This is a genomic window from Tenacibaculum sp. SSH1-16, assembly GCF_040104435.1.
Classification (GTDB): Bacteria; Bacteroidota; Bacteroidia; order Flavobacteriales; family Flavobacteriaceae; genus Polaribacter; species Polaribacter mesophilus.
This window is the reverse complement of sequence record NZ_JBECOV010000020.1, coordinates 22,092-42,518: the sequence shown is the minus strand read 5'-3', so window position 1 is coordinate 42,518 and position 20,427 is coordinate 22,092. Positions and strand designations below refer to the sequence as shown.

The following is a 20,427-nucleotide window of genomic DNA, read 5'->3' as shown; positions in this document are numbered from 1 at the left end:
AGAGGAAATATTACAATATATTTATTATTATAATCAAGAAAGACCACACCAAAGTTTAAATGGTGTGGCTCCTAATATTTTTAACCAAAATTGTCAACGAATTAGTTAACCTTTACAGCAATGACAAACACAATATAAAATGCTAAAAAAACAACAACTACAAGAAACACAAGAATTTCTTCAACATAAAGGAATTACCAACCCAGAAATAGGAATAGTTTTAGGAACAGGATTAGGAAAATTAGTCGATGAAATAACCATTGAACAAGAAGTACCGTATGCTGACATTCCACATTTTCCACAAGCAACTGTAGAATTTCATTCAGGAAAATTAATTTACGGAACCTTATCGGGTAAAAAAGTGGTAGTGATGTCTGGTCGTTTTCATATGTACGAAGGGTATAATCTATGGGAAGTGACCTACGGTATTAGAACTATGCACGCACTAGATATTAGAACTTTGTTAGTTTCTAATGCTGCAGGCGCTATCAACCTTTCTTATAAAAAGGGGGATTTGATGTTGCTTGAAGATCATTTGAATTTACAAGGTGGTTCTCCCCTAGCCTTTAAAGGAGCTAATGAGTTTGGAAATATTTTTGCCGATATGCTTGAACCGTATTCAAAAAAATTGAATACAAAAATGAAAGCTATTGCCAAAGCTAACGACATAGACCTGAAAGAAGGTGTATATGCTAGTGTTGTAGGTCCGCAATTGGAAACTAGAGCTGAGTATAGAATGTTACAAATTTTAGAAGTAGATGCGGTAGGAATGAGCACTGTTCCTGAAGTTATCGTAGCAAAACAACTCAACATTCCGTGTGCAGCTGTTTCGGTATTAACCGATGAATGCGATCCCAAAAATTTACACCCTGTAAATATTACCGAAATCATTGAAGTTGCAGGAAAAGCAGAACCTAAAATGATCACGCTTTTTAAAGAATTAATTAATGAATTATAACATCATTCCGAACATAGTGAAGGAATCTTTTTAATGGAAGTAGCATCCAACCTTGAGGTTTCTCGCTTTAGCATGTCTTAAGCGGCAGTCGAAAGGCTCGAAATAACAAAACAAATTATAAAGCAAGACTATTAGAATCAAGAACCTAGACAAACAACACAAGCCTTTATTCTTTTATCTAACAGCGTAGCGGTCTTTAATCTTAAAAAATATGAGTTACTTAGAAACCACCAAAAATGTATACAAAGAAGCAGCGTTAACCCCTGATGTTGGTTTATGCTGTACAACAAACCCTATTTGGGAGTTACCAGGATTAAAAATTCCGAAAATCATGCAAGAAATGAACTACGGATGTGGTTCTACCGTACATGCTCGTGATTTAACCAACAATCCTAAAATATTATATGTAGGTGTTGGTGGCGGAATGGAATTGTTACAATTCTCTTATTTCTCACGTCAGAAAAACGGAGTGATTGGAATTGATGTGGTAGATGAAATGCTAGAGGCTTCTCGAAAAAATTTTGTGGAAGCAGAAGCTCAAAATCCTTGGTTTAAAAGTGAGTTTGTCGATTTACGAAAAGGTGATGCTTTACACTTACCTGTGGAGGACAACTCTATTGATGTAGCTGCTCAAAACTGTTTGTTTAACATTTTTAAAGCTGAAGAACTGAAAAAAGCCATTGCTGAAATGTACCGCGTGTTAAAACCTCACGGACGTTTGGTTATGAGTGATCCTACGTGTGAGCAACCTATGAACGAAACCTTGCGTAATGACGAACGTTTACGTGCCTTATGCTTAAGCGGAAGTTTACCGATTAAGGAATACGTAAAAATGCTGACGGATGCTGGTTTTGGAACCATTGAAATAAGAGCACGTAAACCATACAGAATTTTAGACCCCAAAAATTACCCTACCGATGAATTGATTTATATCGAATCGATTGAAGTAGCTGCTATTAAAGACCCGATGCCTGCTGATGGCCCATGTGTATTTACAGGAAAAGCTGCCATTTACTTTGGAGATGAAGACTATTTTGATGACGGAGCAGGACACACATTATTAAAAAACCAACCGTTAGCGATTTGTGATAAAACAGCCGCAGCTTTAAAAGCGTTAGGAAGAGACGATATATTTTTCTCAGAATCTACCTATCATTACGATGGTGGTGGATGTTGTTAGACATAAACTACTTTAGTTCTGAACCTCGCTTTAGCGAGGTTTTTTATTGCAAAAAAGGTTAACTTCGCCTCCAAAAAATAAAGTTTTTTATAAACTTACAACCATAAAAACACTTTTAAAAACAACCATGATAAAACCAAAAAAATTACAAAAAGGAGATAAAGTAGCTACAATTTCTTTATCATGGGGAGGTGCTGGAGAAATACCTAATAGATATCAAATAGGAAAAAAACAGATACAAGATAATTTTGATTTAGAAGTTGTTGAAACTAGAAATGCGTTAAAACCTGCTAAATGGATTTATGAAAACCCAAAAGCAAGAGCTGAAGACTTAATAGAAGCTCTTGAGGACAAGTCTATAAAAGCAATCATTTCTAACATTGGAGGAGACGACAGCATAAGAATGCTACCTTTTATCGATTTAGATATTATGAGAAAAAACCCGAAAATTTTTATTGGTTTCTCAGATTCTACTGTAACACATTTTTGTTTTTATAAAGCGGGAGTAACTTCTTTTTATGGAACTTCAACACTTGTTGGATTTGCTGAAAATAATGGAATGCATCAATACCAAATAGATGACATTAACCAAACTTTATTTTCTAATAAAATTATAGGGAAAATTAGCCCTAATACTGAAGGTTGGACATCTGAACGATTAGAATGGGAGAATCCAGAAAACCAAAATATATCAAGAAAATTAACAAAACCTAAAGGATGGAAATTTTTACAAGGTACAAAAACAGTATCGGGAGAACTATTAGGGGGGTGTTTTGATGTTTTAGAAACCTTAAAAGACACCAAATTATGGGTAAGCCCTTCAGATTGGAAAGGTAAAATATTGTTTTTTGAAACATCAGAAGCAATGATGCCTCCCCATTATTTTCTTTGGATTTTAAGAAACTATGTTGCTTCTGGTATTATACATAATATTAAAGGATTAATAGTTGGTAGACCTTACAATAATCAATATGTAGTAGAATATGAGAAAGCATTAATTCAAGTAATTAGAGACGAAGCTGGTTTAACAGATTTACCAATAATTACAGAAATGGATTTTGGACATACTTGCCCTACTTTCACAATTCCCTACGGAATAAAAGCAGAAATAAACCCCGTAGATAAAACTTTTTCTATAATTGAAAGCGCTCTAACAAATTAAAGCCAATCTCTAATCACACCTCTCTTAACCCAAACCATTATATTACACTCTTACAATTTTACCAACTAGAATTCGTTATTTTGTACAAATGAAAATATTGAAAGAAATACAACTTCAACTTAAAGGAAATAAGAAATTAACTCTTTTGTTAAAATACGCTACAGGATTAATACTGTTTGGAGTTCTTTTAGTAGTAGTATTATTTTCGTTAGTATATTTTGAAGTCTTTGGGAAGCTCCCTAATAAAGAAGAATTGACATCTATCATCAATGAAGAAGCTTCTTTAATTTATTCATCAGACGAGGTAATTATAGGTAAAATATTTGCTGAAAACAGAACCAATGTTCGACTAGAACAAATTCCAAATCACCTAAAAGAAGCTTTAATAGCTACTGAAGATAAGCGATTCTATTCCCATAATGGCTACGATGGTCAAAGTTATGCACGCGTTTTCTTTAGAAGTATTTTACTACAAGACGCCTCAGGTGGTGGCGGTAGTACTATTACACAACAGTTAATTAAAAACCTTTACGGAAGGCAATATCATGGTTTTTTAAGCATGCCTATCAACAAAATCAAGGAGCTCATCATTGCCAGTCGTATGGAGAAACTGTACAGCAAAGATGAGATCTTGTTATTGTATTTAAACTCGGTTCCTTTTGGAGAAAACAATTTTGGGGTAGAATCGGCTGCTAATCGATTTTTTAACAAATCAGTTAGTGAATTACACATTGAGGAATCTGCGGTATTGGTAGGAATGTTAAAAGCCAACACCTATTACAATCCAAGATTGAATCCAGAAAATGCTAAAAAGCGCCGTAATACAGTTCTTCAGTTAATGAATAACGAAGCCTATTTAAGTAATAAAGTTGCTGATAGTTTACAAAAACTACCTATTACACTTAACTACAAAAACCTTGATGTAAATGCCACCGCTGGTTATTTTACCTATCAAGTAAAGAAAAAAGCAGTAGAAATTGTAAAAAAAATAAATGACAGCACCAATACTTCTTATAATTTAGAAACCGACGGATTAAAAATTCATACAACACTGAATTACGACATTCAAAAAATTGCAGAAAAATCTGCTAAGGAACAACTCATCATCAAGCAACAACAGTTAGACAAAGAATTAGCTTCAAACAGACTAAAAAACAAATGGTTAAAAAAGCAGCAGTTTACAGAAGACGACAAACAAAATAGAACTATTCAACTCTTTGATTGGGATAGCACAAAAACCATTACTGGTAATAAAATTGATAGCCTTTGGTATTATGATAAAATGCTAAATGCTTCTATTTTGATTACGAATCCAAAAAACGGAGCAGTGATTAGTTGGGTGGGTGGAAATAACTTTAACACACTTCCTTTTGATATGGTCCTATCACACCGTCAAATAGCCTCTGCCTTCAAACCATTTTTATACGCTACAGCGCTAGAAAATGGAATTTCTTCGTGTGATTATTTTGAAAACGAGGAAAAAACCTATCCTGAATACGATAATTGGAAACCGAAAAATGCCGACCATAGCTCAACTCCCGATAAAAAAGTTGCCATGTGGTATGCGTTGATAAAATCTATGAACATCCCTAGTGTAAACCTATACTTTAAACTAGAAAAAGAGTGGTTGATTAATGCTTGTGAAAAGTTACTATTCCCAGAAGTTACTGACGACGCTCCTTCTATTGCTTTAGGCACACTAGATTTATCGCTTTTTGAAGCCACAAGAGCTTACGGTGCCTTTGCCAATAATGGTGAAATGAATGACTTATATATGATTAGCAAGATTACCGATAAAGAAGGAAATATCATTTACGAAAGTGAAAAGCAAAAGGCAGAAAGAGTATTTACAGAAGAAAGTACACAAACGTTAACTACTATTTTACAACAAGCTGTAGAGCAAGGAACAGGAGCTAGCATAAGAAATAGGTATAAAATTAAAAGTCCGTTAGCCAGTAAAACAGGTACCGCTCAAAACTATACCAACGCTTGGTTTATGGCGTATACACCGAATATTGTTCTCGGAACCTGGGTTGGGACCTCTAAAAACGATGTACATTTTACTAGCGGAAATGGTTCTGGTTCTTCTTTAGCACTGCCTATTGTAGCCAACATTCTTAAGGAAATAGAAAACACACCCGAACTAAAGGAAAGATACTTAACCTCTTTTGGTATTCCTGAAGAGATTTCTTCGTCAATAGACTGCCCTCCTTACAGAGAAAAAGGAATTAAAGGATTTTTCAACAGACTTTTTGGAAAGAAAAAGGGAGAATAATTTAATGCAAACAATACAAAAATGCTGTCAGTTCGAGTATCGACCGAAGGAAGATGTATCGAGAACCAACTAATGACGTCTCGATACAATTCCGATACAATATCGGAATCACTCGACGTGACACTTTAACAAGCTAACTCACATTTACATTAATTTAAGCAAACAAGGTAGCAAAAGCCTCTTCAATCTTACTTACTAAAATCAGTTTTATAGAATGGTTTTTGCTCGTAATCTTGTTGTATTTTGAGGTTACAAAGGTTTTATATCCTAACTTTTCAGCTTCGGTAATACGCTGATCTATTTTAGAAACAGGACGAATTTCACCTGCTAAACCAACTTCAGCTGCAAAACACACATCAGGATTGATCGCTAAATCTTGATTTGACGATAAAATCGCTGCCACTACCGCTAAATCTATCGCAGGATCGTCTACATGAATTCCTCCTGTTACATTTAAAAACACATCTTTAGCTCCTAATTTAAATCCCGCACGTTTTTCTAACACTGCTAAAATCATATGCAAGCGTTTTAGGTTGTAACCTGTGGTGGTTCTTTGTGGTGTTCCATAAACCGCTGTTGAAACAAGCGCTTGAATTTCTATCATTAACGGACGAATACCTTCTAAAGTGGATGCAATCGCAGTTCCACTTAAATCGGCATCTTTTTTTGAAATTAAGATTTCTGAAGGATTAGAAACTTCTCGCAACCCATCTGATAGCATTTCGTAGATTCCTAATTCAGCAGTAGAACCAAAACGGTTTTTTTGTGAGCGTAAAATTCGGTAGGTATGATTTCGGTCTCCTTCAAATTGTAATACCACATCTACCATGTGTTCTAAAATCTTAGGGCCTGCGATATGTCCTTCTTTGTTGATATGTCCAATTAACAATACTGGAGTTGCCGTTTCCTTCGCAAATTTTATCAATTCTGCGGAAGTTTCTCGTATTTGGGAAATACTTCCTGGTGACGCTTCAATTGTATCCGTATGTAAAGTTTGGATAGAGTCTATTACCAACACATCTGGCTGAACTTCTTCAATATTTTTAAAAATCTGTTGGGTATTCGTTTCGGTAAGAATTAAACAGTTAGGATTTTTTCCTTCGATACGTTCAGCACGCATTTTAATCTGCGACTGACTTTCTTCTCCAGACACATACAATACTTTTTGCGGAATTTGTAAAGCAATTTGTAACAACAGAGTTGATTTACCAATTCCTGGCTCTCCACCTAATAACACTACCGCTCCTTTCACCAATCCGCCACCTAAAACAGTGTCTAATTCTTGGTTTTTAGTGCCAAAACGCTCTTCTGGATTCAATTGAATATCTTCAACTCGTAAAGGTTTCGCTATTCTTTTTTGTGTGTTTGATGGCGATTTCCAACTTCTTTTTTCTTCTTTTTGAATCACTTCTTCAACAATAGTGTTCCATTCTTTACATGAGCCACATTGCCCTACCCATTGCGCGTGTTGCGCGCCACAGTTTTGACAGAAAAAAGTTGTTTTGGTTTTTGCCATTCGATTTGTAAGATTTACTTACAAAGAAAAGAAAACTATTTGTTTTTATTATAGATGGGTAAGAACAAAAATGCTAACCCTCCAAAGACAATAATCATAGCCGTTTGAGCTGTCCACATAATCCAACCAAAGGCTGTTGCAGGTTCTTCAGCAATTCCAAATAAAGCCAAAGCTCCAGCTACGGCAACAGGATACAATCCTATCCCTCCATTAGTCGCCGCAATCGCAAATCCACCAGCGATAAACCCGATTAAAACACCTCCTAACGGAACCTGTAATCCATCAATTGCTGGAATGGTTGCCCAAAACATTAACACATACATTACCCAAATAAATACGGTATGAAATATGAATGCCCATTTATGTTGCATTTTCAAAATACTGGTTACTCCCTCAATTAATCCTGCTACAAAATTTTTGATTTTTAGTCCAATTCCTGATTGCGCTTTTTTTACAAACCTTGTAAAAATCATAAACACTAAAACCAAGCCACCAATAAGAACTCCTATTTTAATTGGATCAAAATTTTTAGTCAGTAATTCATAAATAAAATCAAATTGTACAAAAAGTGTAATTACTATAATACTCAACATCATTAGTAAATCTGCCATTCGTTCGGCAACGATAGTACCAAAACCTTTTTCAAACGGAATGTTTTCATAATTAGTCATTACAGCTGCACGAGACACTTCTCCTGCTCTTGGGACTGCATAGTTTACTAAATACGCTACTAAAACCGCCATAGTACTATTGCCAAAATCTGGTTTATACCCCATAGGCTCCAATAAGAACTTCCAACGATAAGCACGAGATAAGTGACTTAACACCCCAAAAAACAGTCCTAAAGCTATCCATCCGTAATTAGCATCTTTAAAATATTGTACTAAGGTTTCAATTGAAATTTTTGACAATGAATACCAAACTAAAAAACCTCCCAAAATGAGAGGTAATAGTATTTTTGTGATTTTCTTTACTGATATACTCAAACTATTCTAGCAAGTTGTTTTCTTCGTTAGGAAATACTAATTGTGGTTTAAACTTTTTGGCTTCTTCTAACTCCATAAAAGCATATACAATTAAGATAAGTACATCTCCTTTTTGAACCCTACGAGCTGCAGCTCCATTCAAAGTAATTTCACCACTCTTTCTTGGTCCTGGAATTGCATAGGTTTCTAAACGCTCTCCATTATTGTTATTCACAATCTGTACACGTTCTCCTTCAATAATTCCAGCAGCATCCATTAAATCTTCATCAATGGTGATACTTCCTATATAATTTAAATCCGCGTTGGTTACTTTAACACGGTGTATTTTAGATTTTACTACTTGTACTAACATGCTGCAAAAATAATTGTTTTTTAATGAATACTAGATTGTTTTTTGATGATTTTAACATTATTACAAAGCTCATTCTTAAGCTCAAACATTAACTCTTTAAACGAATATTATCTATCAAGCGAATGTCTCCAGCAAAAACAGCTATAAACGCACGATACTTCATATTTTCTTTAGTCTCTGTTACCGTTTGCAATGTTTTTTCATCTGCAATGGTAAAATATTCTAATTCAAGTAACGGATGATTTTTAAATTGTTTTTTCACCCATTTTGTTAACTCTTTTGGATCTTTTACTCCAAATTTCTTTTTTGCTTTTTTTAATGTTTTATAAATAAATGGTGCAGCTTCACGGTATTCTTTTGTTAATCTCGTATTTCGAGAACTCATAGCCAACCCATCATCTTCTCTAAAAATTGGTCTTCCTTTAATTTTTACTGGTAAGTTATATTTTTCTACTAACTTTTTAATAATTTGCAATTGCTGAAAATCTTTCTTACCAAAATAAGCAGTATCTGGTTCTACTATTTCAAATAACGTTTTTACTATTGTTCCAACACCATCAAAATGACCATCTCTAAACCTCCCTTCCATTTGATGTTCTAGCCCATCAAAATCAAACTTTTCTGATGTAATATTTTCGGCATATATTTCTTCTACTGAAGGAAAGAACAACACATCACAATTAGCAGACGTTAACAACTCCACATCACTTTCATAAGTCTTGGGATATTTATCTAAATCTTCTTTATTATCAAACTGTGTAGGATTTACAAAAATACTAACTACTGCAATATCATTCTTCTTTTTTGCTCTTCTAATAAGCGATAAATGCCCTTGATGAAGAGCCCCCATAGTTGGAACAAACCCGATTGATTTTTTATCCTTTTTTTGAGATGATAAAAACTCTTTTATTTCAGATTTTCTTGTGAAAATTTTCATTGTTATTTAATTGAAATGCATGCAAAATTAGCAATTTAACACGATTTTTGCATTAATTTTCGTATTTTTGCACCTTCAATAAAAGAGACCGATTTAATGAAGGATAAGAGAATTTTATATGTTTCATCAGAGGTAACACCATATTTACCAGAAACAGAATTATCGTCTACCGCATTTAACGTTGCTAAAAATGCACATTCTAAAGGAATTCAAACCCGTATTTTCATGCCTCGATTTGGGGTGATTAATGAGCGAAGGCATCAGTTACACGAAGTTATTCGTCTATCGGGTATGAACCTAATTATTAACGACATGGATATGCCTTTAATAATTAAGGTTGCATCCATTCCTAAAGAAAGAATGCAAGTATACTTTATTGACAATGATGAATATTTTAAGCGTAAAGCAGTTTATTCTGACGAAGACGATAAGCTTTTTGAAGATAACGATGAGCGTATGATTTTCTTCGCTAAAGGTGTAGTTGAAACCGTTAAAAAATTAAACTGGGCTCCTGATATTATTCATGTTCATGGATGGATGGCATCTTTATTACCTCTATATTTAAGAGAATATTATAAAGAAGAACCTTTGTTTGCAGAAAGTAAGATTGTAACTTCGCTTTACAATAGCGACATTGAAGATTTAAATAAAGAAATGGCTAATAAAGTTCGTTTTGATAAGATTGAGGAATCAAAGGTAGCAACTATCGAAACACCGAGTCATTTAAACATTTTGAAAAGTGCTATTGAAAACTCAGATGCTATCATAAAAGGCAGTGAAGTTTTACCGGAAGAAGTTGAAACCTATATTAATAACAATAATGTAAAAGTTTTAGATTTTCAATCGGAAGAAACCTTAACTGAAGCATATTTAGAATTTTATAAAGAGAACGTTTTAGAATTAAGCGAATAATGATTAGAAAAATTGGTGTACTTGGTATTAGCTTGCTATGTTTAGCAACTATTACATCTTGTGAAAAAGACTTTAGTGAAGTTGGGACAAATGTTATTAATAATGACAAGTTTGAAACAGGAGAAATTCTATTGGATGTTAAAATAACTCCAATAGACACAAAAAATGTACAAGCTGATAATATTAACGCTACTATTAGTGATTATTGGCTAGGAGTGTATAACAATCCTAATGCTGAAAAAATTGAAGCATCAATCATTTCTCAACTTGGTTATTTATCTGGTTTAAAAAACAAAGAAAATGTTACCGATGGTGATACCATATTTAATTTAGATAAAGTAATTTTAAAAATTCCGTACCAAGCAACATCTAAGGGTACTACAAATGGTATTACTACTTTTAAATTAGATTCGGTATTAGGTAACCCAAATATTGCTACTTCTATACAAGTATTTCAAAATGAAACCTATTTAAATACACTAAACCCAAGTGACCCTTCTAAAAGAAACACTTTTTTTTCTGATAGTGAATACTTAGGTAATACTATTTTAAATGAAGATGGAGTTTATGAAATGAAACCTAAAGCTACAGACACTACATTCATTTTTGATAGAATTGACAGGTCTTCTTCATTAACAAACACAACCACTTATAAATACACCGTTAAAGCAGAAAACTCACAAAAGCTTAAAGTTCCATTTTTAGCAATTCCTTTAGATTTAGCAAAAATGAAAACTTTATTCTGGGATAAATTTGAAAATGGAGAATTTGCTTCAAAAGAGGCTTTTGATAATTACTTCAGGGGTTTAAAAATTATGGCTACTGGAAACGATGGTTCTTTAGTCCCTCTGAATCTCGCAGCTTCTCCGACTCCTTCAGTAGATTTTTACTACACTAAATCAGTAGTAGATGGAACTACAGTAAAAGACACTATACAAAAAGAATATTCCTTCCCCCTTGCAGGAGTAAGAAACAGTATTTATAAAATGACTCCTGCTGCAAATCCTGCTCCCACTAACAACTTTGTTATTCAAGGAACAGCAGGAAGTATGGCAAAAGTTGAAATTTTAGACGATACAAAAGTTCAAGAGTTAAAAAGTAATAACTGGCTAATCAACGATGCCTCACTTACTTTTTATATAAATCAAACAATTAACAATGATGCCAATGTTATTCCTCAGCAATTATTCTTATATCAAAATAAGAAAAACGAGACAGGCGGCATTTCACCAACTCAGTTAACAGATGCTTATGTTGACGCTGCTTCTTTTGGGGGGTCTTTAAAGAAAACTGACGATGATAACCCTGAAAAATATACTTTTAGAATTACCGATTACATTTCCAAACTATTATCGGGAGAAGAAAACACAACTACTGATCCTTTAGTTTTAAAAGTATACAATCCTACAGATGCCCCTGTAGTTAATAATGTTTTAACAACCTCTGTTAAATCCTATAACTGGAACCCAAGGGCTGTAACATTATTAGATGGTAATGAGACTACTAACGGAACTAAAAGAGCTGTTTTAAAAATATCATATTCAAAAGAAAAGTAAGTTGTATGTGTGGAATTACTGGATATATTGGACATAGAGAAGCTTATCCAATTGTAATTAATGGATTAAAACGTTTGGAATATAGAGGTTATGATAGTGCGGGAATCATGATGTATGATGGTGAAACAATGCACTTATCAAAAACCAAAGGAAAAGTTTCTGATTTAGAAATAATTACAAACAAAGAAGAAAAAAGAAAAAATGGAAAAATAGGCATAGGACATACTCGTTGGGCAACACATGGCGTTCCTAATCATGTAAATTCTCATCCTCATTTTTCTCAATCTGGAAATCTTGTAATTGTTCATAATGGAATTATAGAAAATTATGATACCATTAAAAAAGAATTGCTTTCTAGAGGCTATGAATTTAAAAGTGATACCGATACTGAGGTTTTAGTAAACCTTATTGAAGAAATAAAAAAAAGCGAGGAATGTAAATTAGGAAAAGCTGTTCAATTAGCTTTAACCAATGTAATTGGAGCTTATGCAATTGCTGTTTTTGACAAAACAAAACCTAATGAATTAGTCGTAGCTCGATTAGGTAGCCCTATTGCTATTGGGGTTGGAAAAAACAACGAAGAGTTTTTCGTAGCTTCTGATGCTTCTCCTTTTATTGAATATACAAAAGATGCTATTTACCTTGAAGATGGTGAATTAGCTATTATAAAAAAGGATAAAGGGATTAAAGTTCGTAAAATTGAGAGTGATAAAGAAATTGATGCGAATATTCAAAAACTACAATTAAGTCTTGAACAGATAGAAAAAGGTGGTTATGATCACTTTATGTTGAAAGAAATATATGAACAACCTAAAGCTATTATAGATACTTATAGAGGAAGAATGCTAGCCAATGAGGGAATTATACGAATGGCTGGTGTTGATGATAATATGTCTAAATTCTTAAATGCAGACAGAATTATCGTTGTAGCTTGTGGTACTTCCTGGCATGCAGGATTGGTTGGAGAATACCTTTTTGAAGATATGGTACGTATTCCTGTTGAAGTTGAATATGCCTCAGAGTTTAGATATCGTAATCCTATTATTACCCCAAAAGATGTAGTAATTGCCATTTCTCAGTCTGGTGAAACAGCTGATACTTTAGCTGCTATTAAACTTGCTAAATCTAAAGGAGCTTTTGTTTTTGGTATTTGTAACGTAGTAGGTTCTTCAATTGCTAGGGAAACACATGCTGGTGCTTATACGCATGCTGGTCCAGAAATTGGAGTAGCTTCAACTAAAGCGTTCACAACACAGATAATAGTACTTTCTCTAATTGCTTTAAAACTAGCACAAGCTAAAGGAACTTTATCAACATCTGCAGTAAATACTTATTTACAAACGATGCAACAAATTCCTACTCAGGTAGAGAGTTTATTGAAAATTGATTCCCAAGTTAAAGAAATAGCAACCGTATATAAAGATGCTAAAAACTGTTTATATTTAGGTAGAGGGTTTAACTTTCCTGTTGCTTTAGAAGGGGCTTTAAAACTAAAAGAAATCTCTTACATTCATGCTGAAGGGTATCCTGCTGCTGAAATGAAACACGGGCCGATTGCCTTAATTGATGAAAACATGCCTGTTTTTGTCATTGCAACAAGTAGAGGACATTACGAAAAAGTAGTAAGTAATATTCAAGAAATTAAGTCTCGTAGCGGTAAAATAGTAGCAATTGTTACGGAAGGTGATGAAACAGTTAAGGAAATAGCTGACCATGTAATTGAAATACCAGATACAGAAGAAGCTTTTTCTCCTTTATTAACTACAATACCACTCCAATTACTTTCATACCATATAGCAGTAATGTTGGATAAAAATGTTGACCAACCAAGAAACTTAGCAAAATCGGTTACTGTAGAGTAACAATTGATTTTATTCAAAATACAAATCCTGAGAGTTTTCTCAGGATTTTTTATCTATCTTTTTCTAGAGTAATATAAACAGGAAAATGATCTGAAAACCCGCCCTTATAAAAAGGCCCTATAAAAGTTCTAAACGGACTTCCTTCATATTTCCCATTGAATATTTTTAACCAATCCCTATTATAAATTTTTGCATCTAAAAATGTGTACTTACTTTTTTTCTCATCAAAAAAATCTCTAGAAAACATAATCTGATCAAATAAATGCCATTCTTTGAAATGAGTGGTTGTTCCTTTACCTCTTTTATATAAAGGCTTCATTGGGTTATACAAATCATCTGACATCAAATACTCTTCAACACTTTTATTTACGGGGTTATCATTAAAATCTCCCATAATAATAAACTTTGCAGTACTTTCTTCTTCTTTAATCTTATCCATAACACTTCGAGTCAATTGGGCTGCTTTTATCCTGTTATTTTCAGTTTCTGACACCCCTTCTCTACGTGAAGGCCAATGGTTAACTAAAACGTATACTATTTCATCATTAAGCATCCCTTTAACCACTAATAAATCACGCGTATAATCTACCCCACCTTCTTCATCGTTTAATAAAAGTGAATGCGTTTCTGAAAATATAACCTTAAAAAAATCTTTGTTATACATCAAAGCAACATCAATACCTCTTTCGTCTGGTGAATCGTAATGAACATAATCATAATTAAATCTTGACAGGTTTTTGTGCTTTACTAAATTGTTTACAACAATGGCATTTTCAACCTCAACCAATCCAATAATAACGGGTGGATATGCTGATTGGTTATTTCCTAACTGACTAATAACAGATGTTATTTTTCTAAGTTTATGACCATACTTTTTTCTATTCCATCTTAGTTTACCATTTGGTGTAAAATCATCATCAAAAGTATTTGGATTATCTACAGTATCGAATAAATTTTCAACATTATAAAAAGCAATCGTATATCTATTTTTTCTCTTATTTGCTGTCATTTAAAAAAATTATCATTCGAAAATACAAAAATCAAGCAAGCTTTATAACATAAAGCTAACCTTAAGTATTTAGGTATTCGATAAATTTTAAAAAACAATCTTATATATTTTAATAAAAATCACTAAACTGTTTAAAATTCATCAAAAAAGAAACTTAAAAAAAGAAATATATTCAATATTAATTATTTGTAAAACAGTTATAAAGCGCTTATTTATTTTACTTTAAAACAATATTTTATTAATTACCAACATCCAATTAAAAGCCTCATTTACAATACTTTTACAGTGTTAAATTTTAACAAACAAACTTAAAACAAACCCTAAAACTCTAAAAAATGAAAAAGTTATTTGTATTAATGTTCGTCACTCTAATGAGTACTTCAGTTTTTTCAACAAACGAAAATCCTGCAAAAGAGAAAATTAGAACAAAAATCGTTGAACTATTAGGTAACCCTAACTTTGTTCTAGATAAAGAAGTAAAAACTACCGTAGAATTTTTAATAAACAAAAACGGAGAAATAGTTATTTTGAATGTTAATTGTGATACTGAACAAGTTTGTCACTATGTAAAAAGCAGATTAAATTATAAGTTTATAAATAATGAATTTAAGTTAAAAAACCATATTTATAAAATGCCTTTAACTATACAGAAAAGTAGTAGTAAGTAATTACTTCCCGATTATCCCCTAATAAAAAAGCCTCATAGAAATATTTCTATGAGGCTTTAATGTTATTATCTATAAAATTATACCGCTCCTTGATCCAACATTGCATCAGCAACCTTAACAAAACCAGCAATATTTGCTCCTTTTACATAATCAACATACCCACCTTCTTGTGTACCATATTTTACACAAGCTTCGTGAATATTATTCATAATAGAATGTAACTTACTATCTACTTCTTCACGAGTCCAAGATAAACGTAAAGAGTTTTGAGACATCTCTAAACCAGATGTTGCTACACCTCCTGCGTTTGAAGCTTTTCCTGGTGCAAATAAGATTTTTGCATTTTGGAATACTTCAATAGCTTCTGGAGTAGATGGCATGTTTGCTCCTTCTGCAACACAAATACATCCATTATCAACTAATACTTTTGCTTCATCTCCATTTAACTCATTTTGAGTTGCACATGGCAAAGCCACATCACACTTAGTTCCCCAAGGTCTTTCACCTTTGAAGAATTTTGCTGATGGGTATTTTTCTACGTATTCATGGATTCTTCCACGTTTTACATTCTTTAACTCTTGTACAAAAGCTAATTTTTCAGCATCAATACCATCTTCATCATAGATATAACCTGATGAATCAGATAAAGTAACCACTTTAGCTCCTAATTGAGTTGCTTTTTCAGTAGCATATTGCGCTACGTTACCAGAACCAGAAACAACTACAGTTTTACCCTCGAAAGAATCTCCTTTGGTTTTTAACATGTTTTCTGCAAAGTAAACATCACCATAACCTGTAGCTTCAGGACGGATTAATGAACCTCCCCAAGAAGCTCCTTTACCAGTTAATACTCCGGTAAATTCGTTACGTAAACGCTTGTATTGACCAAACATGTAACCAATTTCACGACCTCCAACACCAATATCTCCAGCAGGAACATCAGTATCAGGACCAATATGACGTGCTAACTCTGTCATAAATGATTGACAAAAAGCCATTACTTCACGGTCAGACTTTCCTTTAGGGTTAAAGTCAGATCCTCCTTTACCACCACCCATTGGTAAGGTTGTTAATGAGTTTTTGAAAACTTGCTCAAATCCTAAAAATTTTAAGATTGATAAGTTTACTGAAGGATGAAAACGTAACCCTCCTTTATAAGGACCAATTGCTGAGTTAAACTCAACTCTATATCCTCTGTTTACTTGAGTTTCTCCGTTATCATCAACCCAAGGCACTCTAAACATAATAGTACGTTCAGGTTCAACCATACGCTCTAGTAATTTCTTACCCTGATATTTTGGATTATTTTCTATAAACGGAATTACTGTTTCTGCTACTTCATGTACAGCTTGCAAAAACTCTGGTTCGTATGCATTACGTTCTTTTACGTAATCCATAAATGCTTGTATGTTAGATTCCATAAACTTAGTTGTTGTTCTGTTATTTTATAATATTAACAATTTTACTATGCAAATATAATTATTTTACTATTCGTTAATTTCTATTTTACCGTTTATTTCCCTTATTTTATTGGTGTTTATGCAAACCCTATTAAAAGTCCTTTTTTTTAGACAAAAAAACGTAAATTTGCACCTTAACTTTTGGAAAGATTATGTTAGACAAGGTAAAAGAATTGATTGAAGAGGTAAAAGCTTTTAATACCACTTCAAAAGAAGAAATTGAAACATTTAGAATTAAATATTTAGGAAGTAAAGGAATTTTAAAAGATTTATTTACTGAATTTAAAAATGTACCTAACGACCAAAAGAAAGAATTTGGGCAAACCATAAATTTACTTAAAACTTCAGCTGAAGATAAAGTAAATTCTTTAAAAGAGGCTATTGAGAATGCTGTTGAGGAAAAAGGTGTTTATGGTGATTTAACGCGTCCATCTGAACCAATCAACTTAGGTTCTCGACACCCGATTTCTTTAGTAAAGAATCAAATTATAGAAGTATTTAACCGTATTGGTTTTACTGTTTCTGAAGGACCAGAAATTGAAGATGATTGGCACAACTTTACTGCTTTGAATTTACCAGAATATCACCCGGCACGTGATATGCAAGATACTTTCTTTATTGAAAAGAATCCTGACACATTACTAAGAACACATACCTCATCAGTTCAGGTGCGTTATATGGAAAACAACGAACCTCCAATTCGTACAATTTCTCCAGGACGTGTATTTAGAAACGAAGATATTTCAGCACGTGCACACTGTATTTTCCACCAAGTAGAAGGGTTATATATAGATACTGACGTTTCTTTTGCCGATTTAAAACAAACCTTATTATACTTTACCAAAGAAATGTTTGGTAAATCTAAAATACGTTTACGTCCGTCGTACTTCCCATTTACTGAGCCAAGTGCAGAAGTAGACATTTACTGGGGATTAGAAACTGAAACCGATTACAGAATTACCAAGGGAACTGGTTGGTTAGAAATTATGGGATGCGGTATGGTAGATCCTAATGTTTTAAAGAACTGTAATATCGACCCTACAAAATATAGTGGTTATGCTTTCGGAATGGGTATTGAACGTATTGCAATGTTATTATACCAAATTCCAGATATTCGTATGTTCTATGAAAATGACAAACGTTTCTTAGAACAGTTTAAATCTGTAATTTAATTTTAAAGATAAATTCAAAAAATAAAAGACGAAAGCGTTAAACTTTCGTCTTTCCATTTTAAAAAGTTTTCAATGAGAAAAGATATTGAAATCCCTAAAGTAACAGGTGTAGAAATCGCAGTAGTTTTAGAAACTAATGAAATTGATGGTAAAGAGGATTGGAATGTATACATTCTAAACAGAAAAGATGTTGATTTAGAAATGGTCGTAATTGTTTCACAAGGATTTTCAGATACTAAAACTACTTCTATTTTCAGAAGAAAAATAGATACTCTTCCTGCAAATAGTTATCAAAAGTTTGAATTAATGCAACCTGAATTGTTCGATTTAGACAACCGTTTTCAGGTAACATTTTTTGAAGACAACAGACTACATGATAAAACTTTTATTTTTCAAGCAGAAACCATTCAAAAAGGCTTTTTAAGAGACATTGAATTCTTAGGAAAAAAAGGAATTGTTTGTAAATAAAAATTCACAAAAGAACGATAGTTGTTAAATCACAGCTATCGTTCTTTTTTTACTATCACTTTTTAGTACTTTCGTAAAAATCCTATTTCATGTTTTTAAACATTCAAGACTCAATTGCTCAATTTTCTTCTTGGGTATGGGGAATTCCCTTACTAATTTTATTAATTGGTGGTGGATTATACCTTTTTATCTATTCAGGGTTAATTCCGTTCAGGTACATTGGTCATGCTATTGCTATTTTAAGAGGAAAATATGACAAAGTAGACTCTCCTGGAGATTTATCACATTACGAAGCCTTATCATCTGCTATTGCAGCTACGGTAGGAATGGGAAATATTAGTGGTGTTGCCATTGCTATTGCAACAGGTGGTCCGGGTGCTATTTTTTGGATGTGGATTAGTGCTTTTGTAGGTATGGCTACCAAATTTTTCACCTGTAGCTTATCAGTAATGTATCGCGGAAAAGATGAAAACGGAAACGTAAAAGGAGGTCCTATGTATGTAATTACTGAGGGTTTAGGAAAAAAATGGAAACCTTTAGCACTATTCTTCTCAGCAGCTGGATTGATAGGTACACTACCTGCATTTCAGGCCAACCAACTAACACAAACCTTAGTAGATGTTTTTCAAATACAAGAATCTAGCCATTTTACAGCTAAATTACTATTAGGTATTTCTACTGCTATTATAGTGGCCATGGTTATTTTTGGTGGAATTAAACGAATTGGTAGTGTTGCAGGAAAATTAGTTCCCATAATGGTTGTTATTTATTTACTTACTGTTTTAACCATTTTATTTTTGCGATTAGAACAAGTTCCATCTATTTTTTCTTTAATTTTTGAGGATGCTTTTTCAGGAAAATCTGTTTTAGGTGGTGCTTTAGGGGTTTTGATAATCACTGGAGTAAAACGTGCTGCTTTTTCTAACGAAGCTGGCTTAGGTACTGCACCTATGATGCATGGGACTGCAAAAACCAAAGAACCAATCCGTGAAGGATTAGTCGCTATGCTGGGGCCTGCTATTGACACCTTGTTAGTTTGTTCTTTAACTGCATTAGCCATTTTAGCCTCAGGAGTTTGGGAAAACTTTGAAGGTAATGGAATTTCTATGACACTGGCTGCATTTGATGCGGTACTTCCTTACAAGATTGGAAGTATTATTTTAACCATTTGTGTATTAATATTTGCTTTCTCAACACTGTTCACCTACTCTTTTTATGGATTGAGTTGTTTAAGCTTTTTAACTAACACCAAGATTGGAAAATCATACAATTATATTTACATCATTACTATTGTAATTGCTTCTATTATAAAATTAGACTTTGTTATTAACCTAATTGACAGTGCTTATGCTTTAATGGCAATTCCTACTGTGCTTTCAACACTAATTTTAGCGCCAAAAGTAAAGAGAGAAGCTGCTAAGTATTTTCAGAAGTTAAAAAGAGGAGCTTTTAATGTTTAGCCAAGGGCTCTCCTTCAAAAAGTAAGCCTTCAAAACCTGTTTTTATAAAGTTTCTAATATTTTGATGATCTGTTCCTTCTGGATTATTTAAAACATCTTCAAAATAATACTTTCCAAAACACGCTAAGGTTTCCTTTTTACTAAATCCCTGCTGTATAGCAAACGAAAATACTTTACACGAACCTTGATTTTTTTCAGCTTCGTTGTATAAACTTCCATTTTTAAAGGCAGTAGGAGTGAAACTATACAGACTTTCAATTACCGAAATAGTGTCAGAAAACTCAACTTTTTTTGGTGTATTTTGTATGGTTTGTTTAAATACGTCTAATGTCATTTGAAAAAGGTTTTTATACTGCAAAACAAATGATTTAAAGTCATAAAAACTAAGTCGTGGTAATTTTTTACAAACTAACATTTATAGTTAAATTTGCACAGCAAAAATTTCTAGATTCCGAAACAAGTTCGGAATGACAAATTTGTAAGAAATCTCGCTA

At 33.0% G+C, this 20,427-nt stretch carries 18 protein-coding genes; 11 read left to right on the top strand and 7 right to left on the bottom strand.

The annotated features are described in order from the left end of the window. The first annotated feature begins 139 nt into the window (after positions 1–139). The 4 genes from ABMY20_RS16010 (at position 140) to ABMY20_RS15995 (ending at position 5,575) form a co-directional block, all read left to right on the top strand. Complete coding sequence (locus tag ABMY20_RS16010; protein WP_349265806.1) at positions 140–958, top strand: purine-nucleoside phosphorylase; 819 nt, start codon at positions 140–142, stop codon at positions 956–958. Positions 959–1,169: 211 nt separating this feature from the next. Next, complete coding sequence (gene arsM / locus ABMY20_RS16005; protein ID WP_073182475.1) at positions 1,170–2,138, top strand: arsenosugar biosynthesis arsenite methyltransferase ArsM; 969 nt, start codon at positions 1,170–1,172, stop codon at positions 2,136–2,138. A gap of 127 nt (positions 2,139–2,265) precedes the next feature. Continuing rightward, positions 2,266–3,300, top strand: coding sequence for a S66 peptidase family protein (locus ABMY20_RS16000; protein WP_349265805.1), 1,035 nt, complete (start codon positions 2,266–2,268; stop codon positions 3,298–3,300). 88 nt (positions 3,301–3,388) lie between these two features. Next, entirely contained in the window at positions 3,389–5,575 is a 2,187-nt protein-coding gene (locus tag ABMY20_RS15995) for a transglycosylase domain-containing protein (RefSeq protein WP_349265804.1), read from the top strand. A 154-nt stretch (positions 5,576–5,729) separates the two neighbouring features. Here ABMY20_RS15995 and radA read toward each other — a convergent pair whose 3' ends face one another. The 4 genes from radA to panC all read right to left on the bottom strand — a co-directional run bounded on the left by radA (position 5,730) and on the right by panC (position 9,366). Beyond that, a complete protein-coding gene (gene radA / locus ABMY20_RS15990) occupies positions 5,730–7,091 on the bottom strand; it encodes a DNA repair protein RadA (protein ID WP_047788221.1) in 1,362 nt (453 codons plus the stop codon). A 35-nt stretch (positions 7,092–7,126) separates the two neighbouring features. Next, positions 7,127–8,077 carry a lysylphosphatidylglycerol synthase transmembrane domain-containing protein gene (locus tag ABMY20_RS15985; RefSeq protein ID WP_231128361.1) on the bottom strand — a complete coding sequence of 317 codons (951 nt, stop codon included), beginning with the start codon at positions 8,075–8,077 and terminating at the stop codon, positions 7,127–7,129. Between the two features lies 1 nt (position 8,078). Then, on the bottom strand, positions 8,079–8,429 hold the full coding sequence (gene panD / locus ABMY20_RS15980; protein ID WP_028891458.1) for an aspartate 1-decarboxylase: 351 nt from the start codon (positions 8,427–8,429) through the stop codon (positions 8,079–8,081). Between the two features lie 88 nt (positions 8,430–8,517). After that, on the bottom strand, positions 8,518–9,366 hold the full coding sequence (gene panC, locus ABMY20_RS15975) for a pantoate--beta-alanine ligase (RefSeq protein ID WP_253679166.1): 849 nt from the start codon (positions 9,364–9,366) through the stop codon (positions 8,518–8,520). 96 nt (positions 9,367–9,462) lie between these two features. On the opposite strand from panC, the gene ABMY20_RS15970 reads away from it, so the two are divergent. The 3 genes from ABMY20_RS15970 to glmS are packed head-to-tail and all read left to right on the top strand — an operon-like array spanning position 9,463 to position 13,696. After that, positions 9,463–10,278 carry a glycogen/starch synthase gene (locus ABMY20_RS15970; RefSeq protein ID WP_253679168.1) on the top strand — a complete coding sequence of 272 codons (816 nt, stop codon included), beginning with the start codon at positions 9,463–9,465 and terminating at the stop codon, positions 10,276–10,278. Then, entirely contained in the window at positions 10,278–11,834 is a 1,557-nt protein-coding gene (locus tag ABMY20_RS15965; protein ID WP_349265803.1) for a DUF4270 family protein, read from the top strand. The genes ABMY20_RS15970 and ABMY20_RS15965 overlap by 1 nt, the downstream gene beginning before the upstream one ends. 5 nt (positions 11,835–11,839) lie before the next feature. After that, positions 11,840–13,696, top strand: coding sequence for a glutamine--fructose-6-phosphate transaminase (isomerizing) (glmS, locus tag ABMY20_RS15960; RefSeq protein WP_349265802.1), 1,857 nt, complete (start codon positions 11,840–11,842; stop codon positions 13,694–13,696). Positions 13,697–13,745: 49 nt separating this feature from the next. Here glmS and ABMY20_RS15955 read toward each other — a convergent pair whose 3' ends face one another. Next, on the bottom strand, positions 13,746–14,705 hold the full coding sequence (locus tag ABMY20_RS15955) for an endonuclease/exonuclease/phosphatase family protein (protein ID WP_173359276.1): 960 nt from the start codon (positions 14,703–14,705) through the stop codon (positions 13,746–13,748). Positions 14,706–15,040: 335 nt separating this feature from the next. Here ABMY20_RS15955 and ABMY20_RS15950 point away from each other — a divergent pair, with 335 nt between their 5' ends. Continuing rightward, the gene (locus tag ABMY20_RS15950) at positions 15,041–15,373 is read left to right on the top strand and encodes a hypothetical protein (RefSeq protein WP_125064411.1); all 333 of its coding nucleotides are present in this window, start codon (positions 15,041–15,043) and stop codon (positions 15,371–15,373) included. Between the two features lie 77 nt (positions 15,374–15,450). On the opposite strand, the gene gdhA is transcribed toward ABMY20_RS15950, so the two are convergent. Beyond that, positions 15,451–16,794: an NADP-specific glutamate dehydrogenase gene (gene gdhA, locus ABMY20_RS15945; RefSeq protein ID WP_047788213.1), complete on the bottom strand. Its 1,344-nt coding sequence runs from the start codon at positions 16,792–16,794 to the stop codon at positions 15,451–15,453. Positions 16,795–16,985: 191 nt separating this feature from the next. Here gdhA and pheS point away from each other — a divergent pair, with 191 nt between their 5' ends. The 3 genes from pheS (at position 16,986) to ABMY20_RS15930 (ending at position 19,933) form a co-directional block, all read left to right on the top strand. After that, entirely contained in the window at positions 16,986–18,005 is a 1,020-nt protein-coding gene (pheS, locus tag ABMY20_RS15940) for a phenylalanine--tRNA ligase subunit alpha (protein ID WP_073182468.1), read from the top strand. A 72-nt stretch (positions 18,006–18,077) separates the two neighbouring features. Next, positions 18,078–18,473, top strand: a complete 396-nt coding sequence (locus ABMY20_RS15935) for a hypothetical protein (RefSeq protein WP_073182467.1) — start codon at positions 18,078–18,080, stop codon at positions 18,471–18,473. An 89-nt stretch (positions 18,474–18,562) separates the two neighbouring features. Next, positions 18,563–19,933 (top strand): alanine/glycine:cation symporter family protein, encoded by a 1,371-nt coding sequence (locus ABMY20_RS15930; protein WP_073182466.1) that lies wholly within the window; start codon positions 18,563–18,565, stop codon positions 19,931–19,933. On the opposite strand, the gene ABMY20_RS15925 is transcribed toward ABMY20_RS15930, so the two are convergent. Continuing rightward, a complete protein-coding gene (locus ABMY20_RS15925) occupies positions 19,923–20,267 on the bottom strand; it encodes a HopJ type III effector protein (RefSeq protein ID WP_167712516.1) in 345 nt (114 codons plus the stop codon). The two genes, ABMY20_RS15930 and ABMY20_RS15925, sit on opposite strands and share 11 nt — an antisense overlap. Between the last annotated feature and the right edge of the window lie 160 nt (positions 20,268–20,427).

Coding starts and splice junctions, on each gene's coding strand:
- ABMY20_RS15925 (WP_167712516.1), bottom strand. CDS start 20,267: ATGACATTAGACGTATTTAAACAAACCATACAAAATACACCAAAAAAA.
- ABMY20_RS15995 (WP_349265804.1), top strand. CDS start 3,389: ATGAAAATATTGAAAGAAATACAACTTCAACTTAAAGGAAATAAGAAA.
- ABMY20_RS15935 (WP_073182467.1), top strand. CDS start 18,078: ATGAGAAAAGATATTGAAATCCCTAAAGTAACAGGTGTAGAAATCGCA.
- pheS (WP_073182468.1), top strand. CDS start 16,986: ATGTTAGACAAGGTAAAAGAATTGATTGAAGAGGTAAAAGCTTTTAAT.
- ABMY20_RS16000 (WP_349265805.1), top strand. CDS start 2,266: ATGATAAAACCAAAAAAATTACAAAAAGGAGATAAAGTAGCTACAATT.
- ABMY20_RS16010 (WP_349265806.1), top strand. CDS start 140: ATGCTAAAAAAACAACAACTACAAGAAACACAAGAATTTCTTCAACAT.
- radA (WP_047788221.1), bottom strand. CDS start 7,091: ATGGCAAAAACCAAAACAACTTTTTTCTGTCAAAACTGTGGCGCGCAA.
- ABMY20_RS15970 (WP_253679168.1), top strand. CDS start 9,463: ATGAAGGATAAGAGAATTTTATATGTTTCATCAGAGGTAACACCATAT.
- glmS (WP_349265802.1), top strand. CDS start 11,840: ATGTGTGGAATTACTGGATATATTGGACATAGAGAAGCTTATCCAATT.
- panD (WP_028891458.1), bottom strand. CDS start 8,429: ATGTTAGTACAAGTAGTAAAATCTAAAATACACCGTGTTAAAGTAACC.
- arsM (WP_073182475.1), top strand. CDS start 1,170: ATGAGTTACTTAGAAACCACCAAAAATGTATACAAAGAAGCAGCGTTA.
- ABMY20_RS15955 (WP_173359276.1), bottom strand. CDS start 14,705: ATGACAGCAAATAAGAGAAAAAATAGATATACGATTGCTTTTTATAAT.
- panC (WP_253679166.1), bottom strand. CDS start 9,366: ATGAAAATTTTCACAAGAAAATCTGAAATAAAAGAGTTTTTATCATCT.
- ABMY20_RS15930 (WP_073182466.1), top strand. CDS start 18,563: ATGTTTTTAAACATTCAAGACTCAATTGCTCAATTTTCTTCTTGGGTA.
- ABMY20_RS15950 (WP_125064411.1), top strand. CDS start 15,041: ATGAAAAAGTTATTTGTATTAATGTTCGTCACTCTAATGAGTACTTCA.
- ABMY20_RS15965 (WP_349265803.1), top strand. CDS start 10,278: ATGATTAGAAAAATTGGTGTACTTGGTATTAGCTTGCTATGTTTAGCA.
- gdhA (WP_047788213.1), bottom strand. CDS start 16,794: ATGGAATCTAACATACAAGCATTTATGGATTACGTAAAAGAACGTAAT.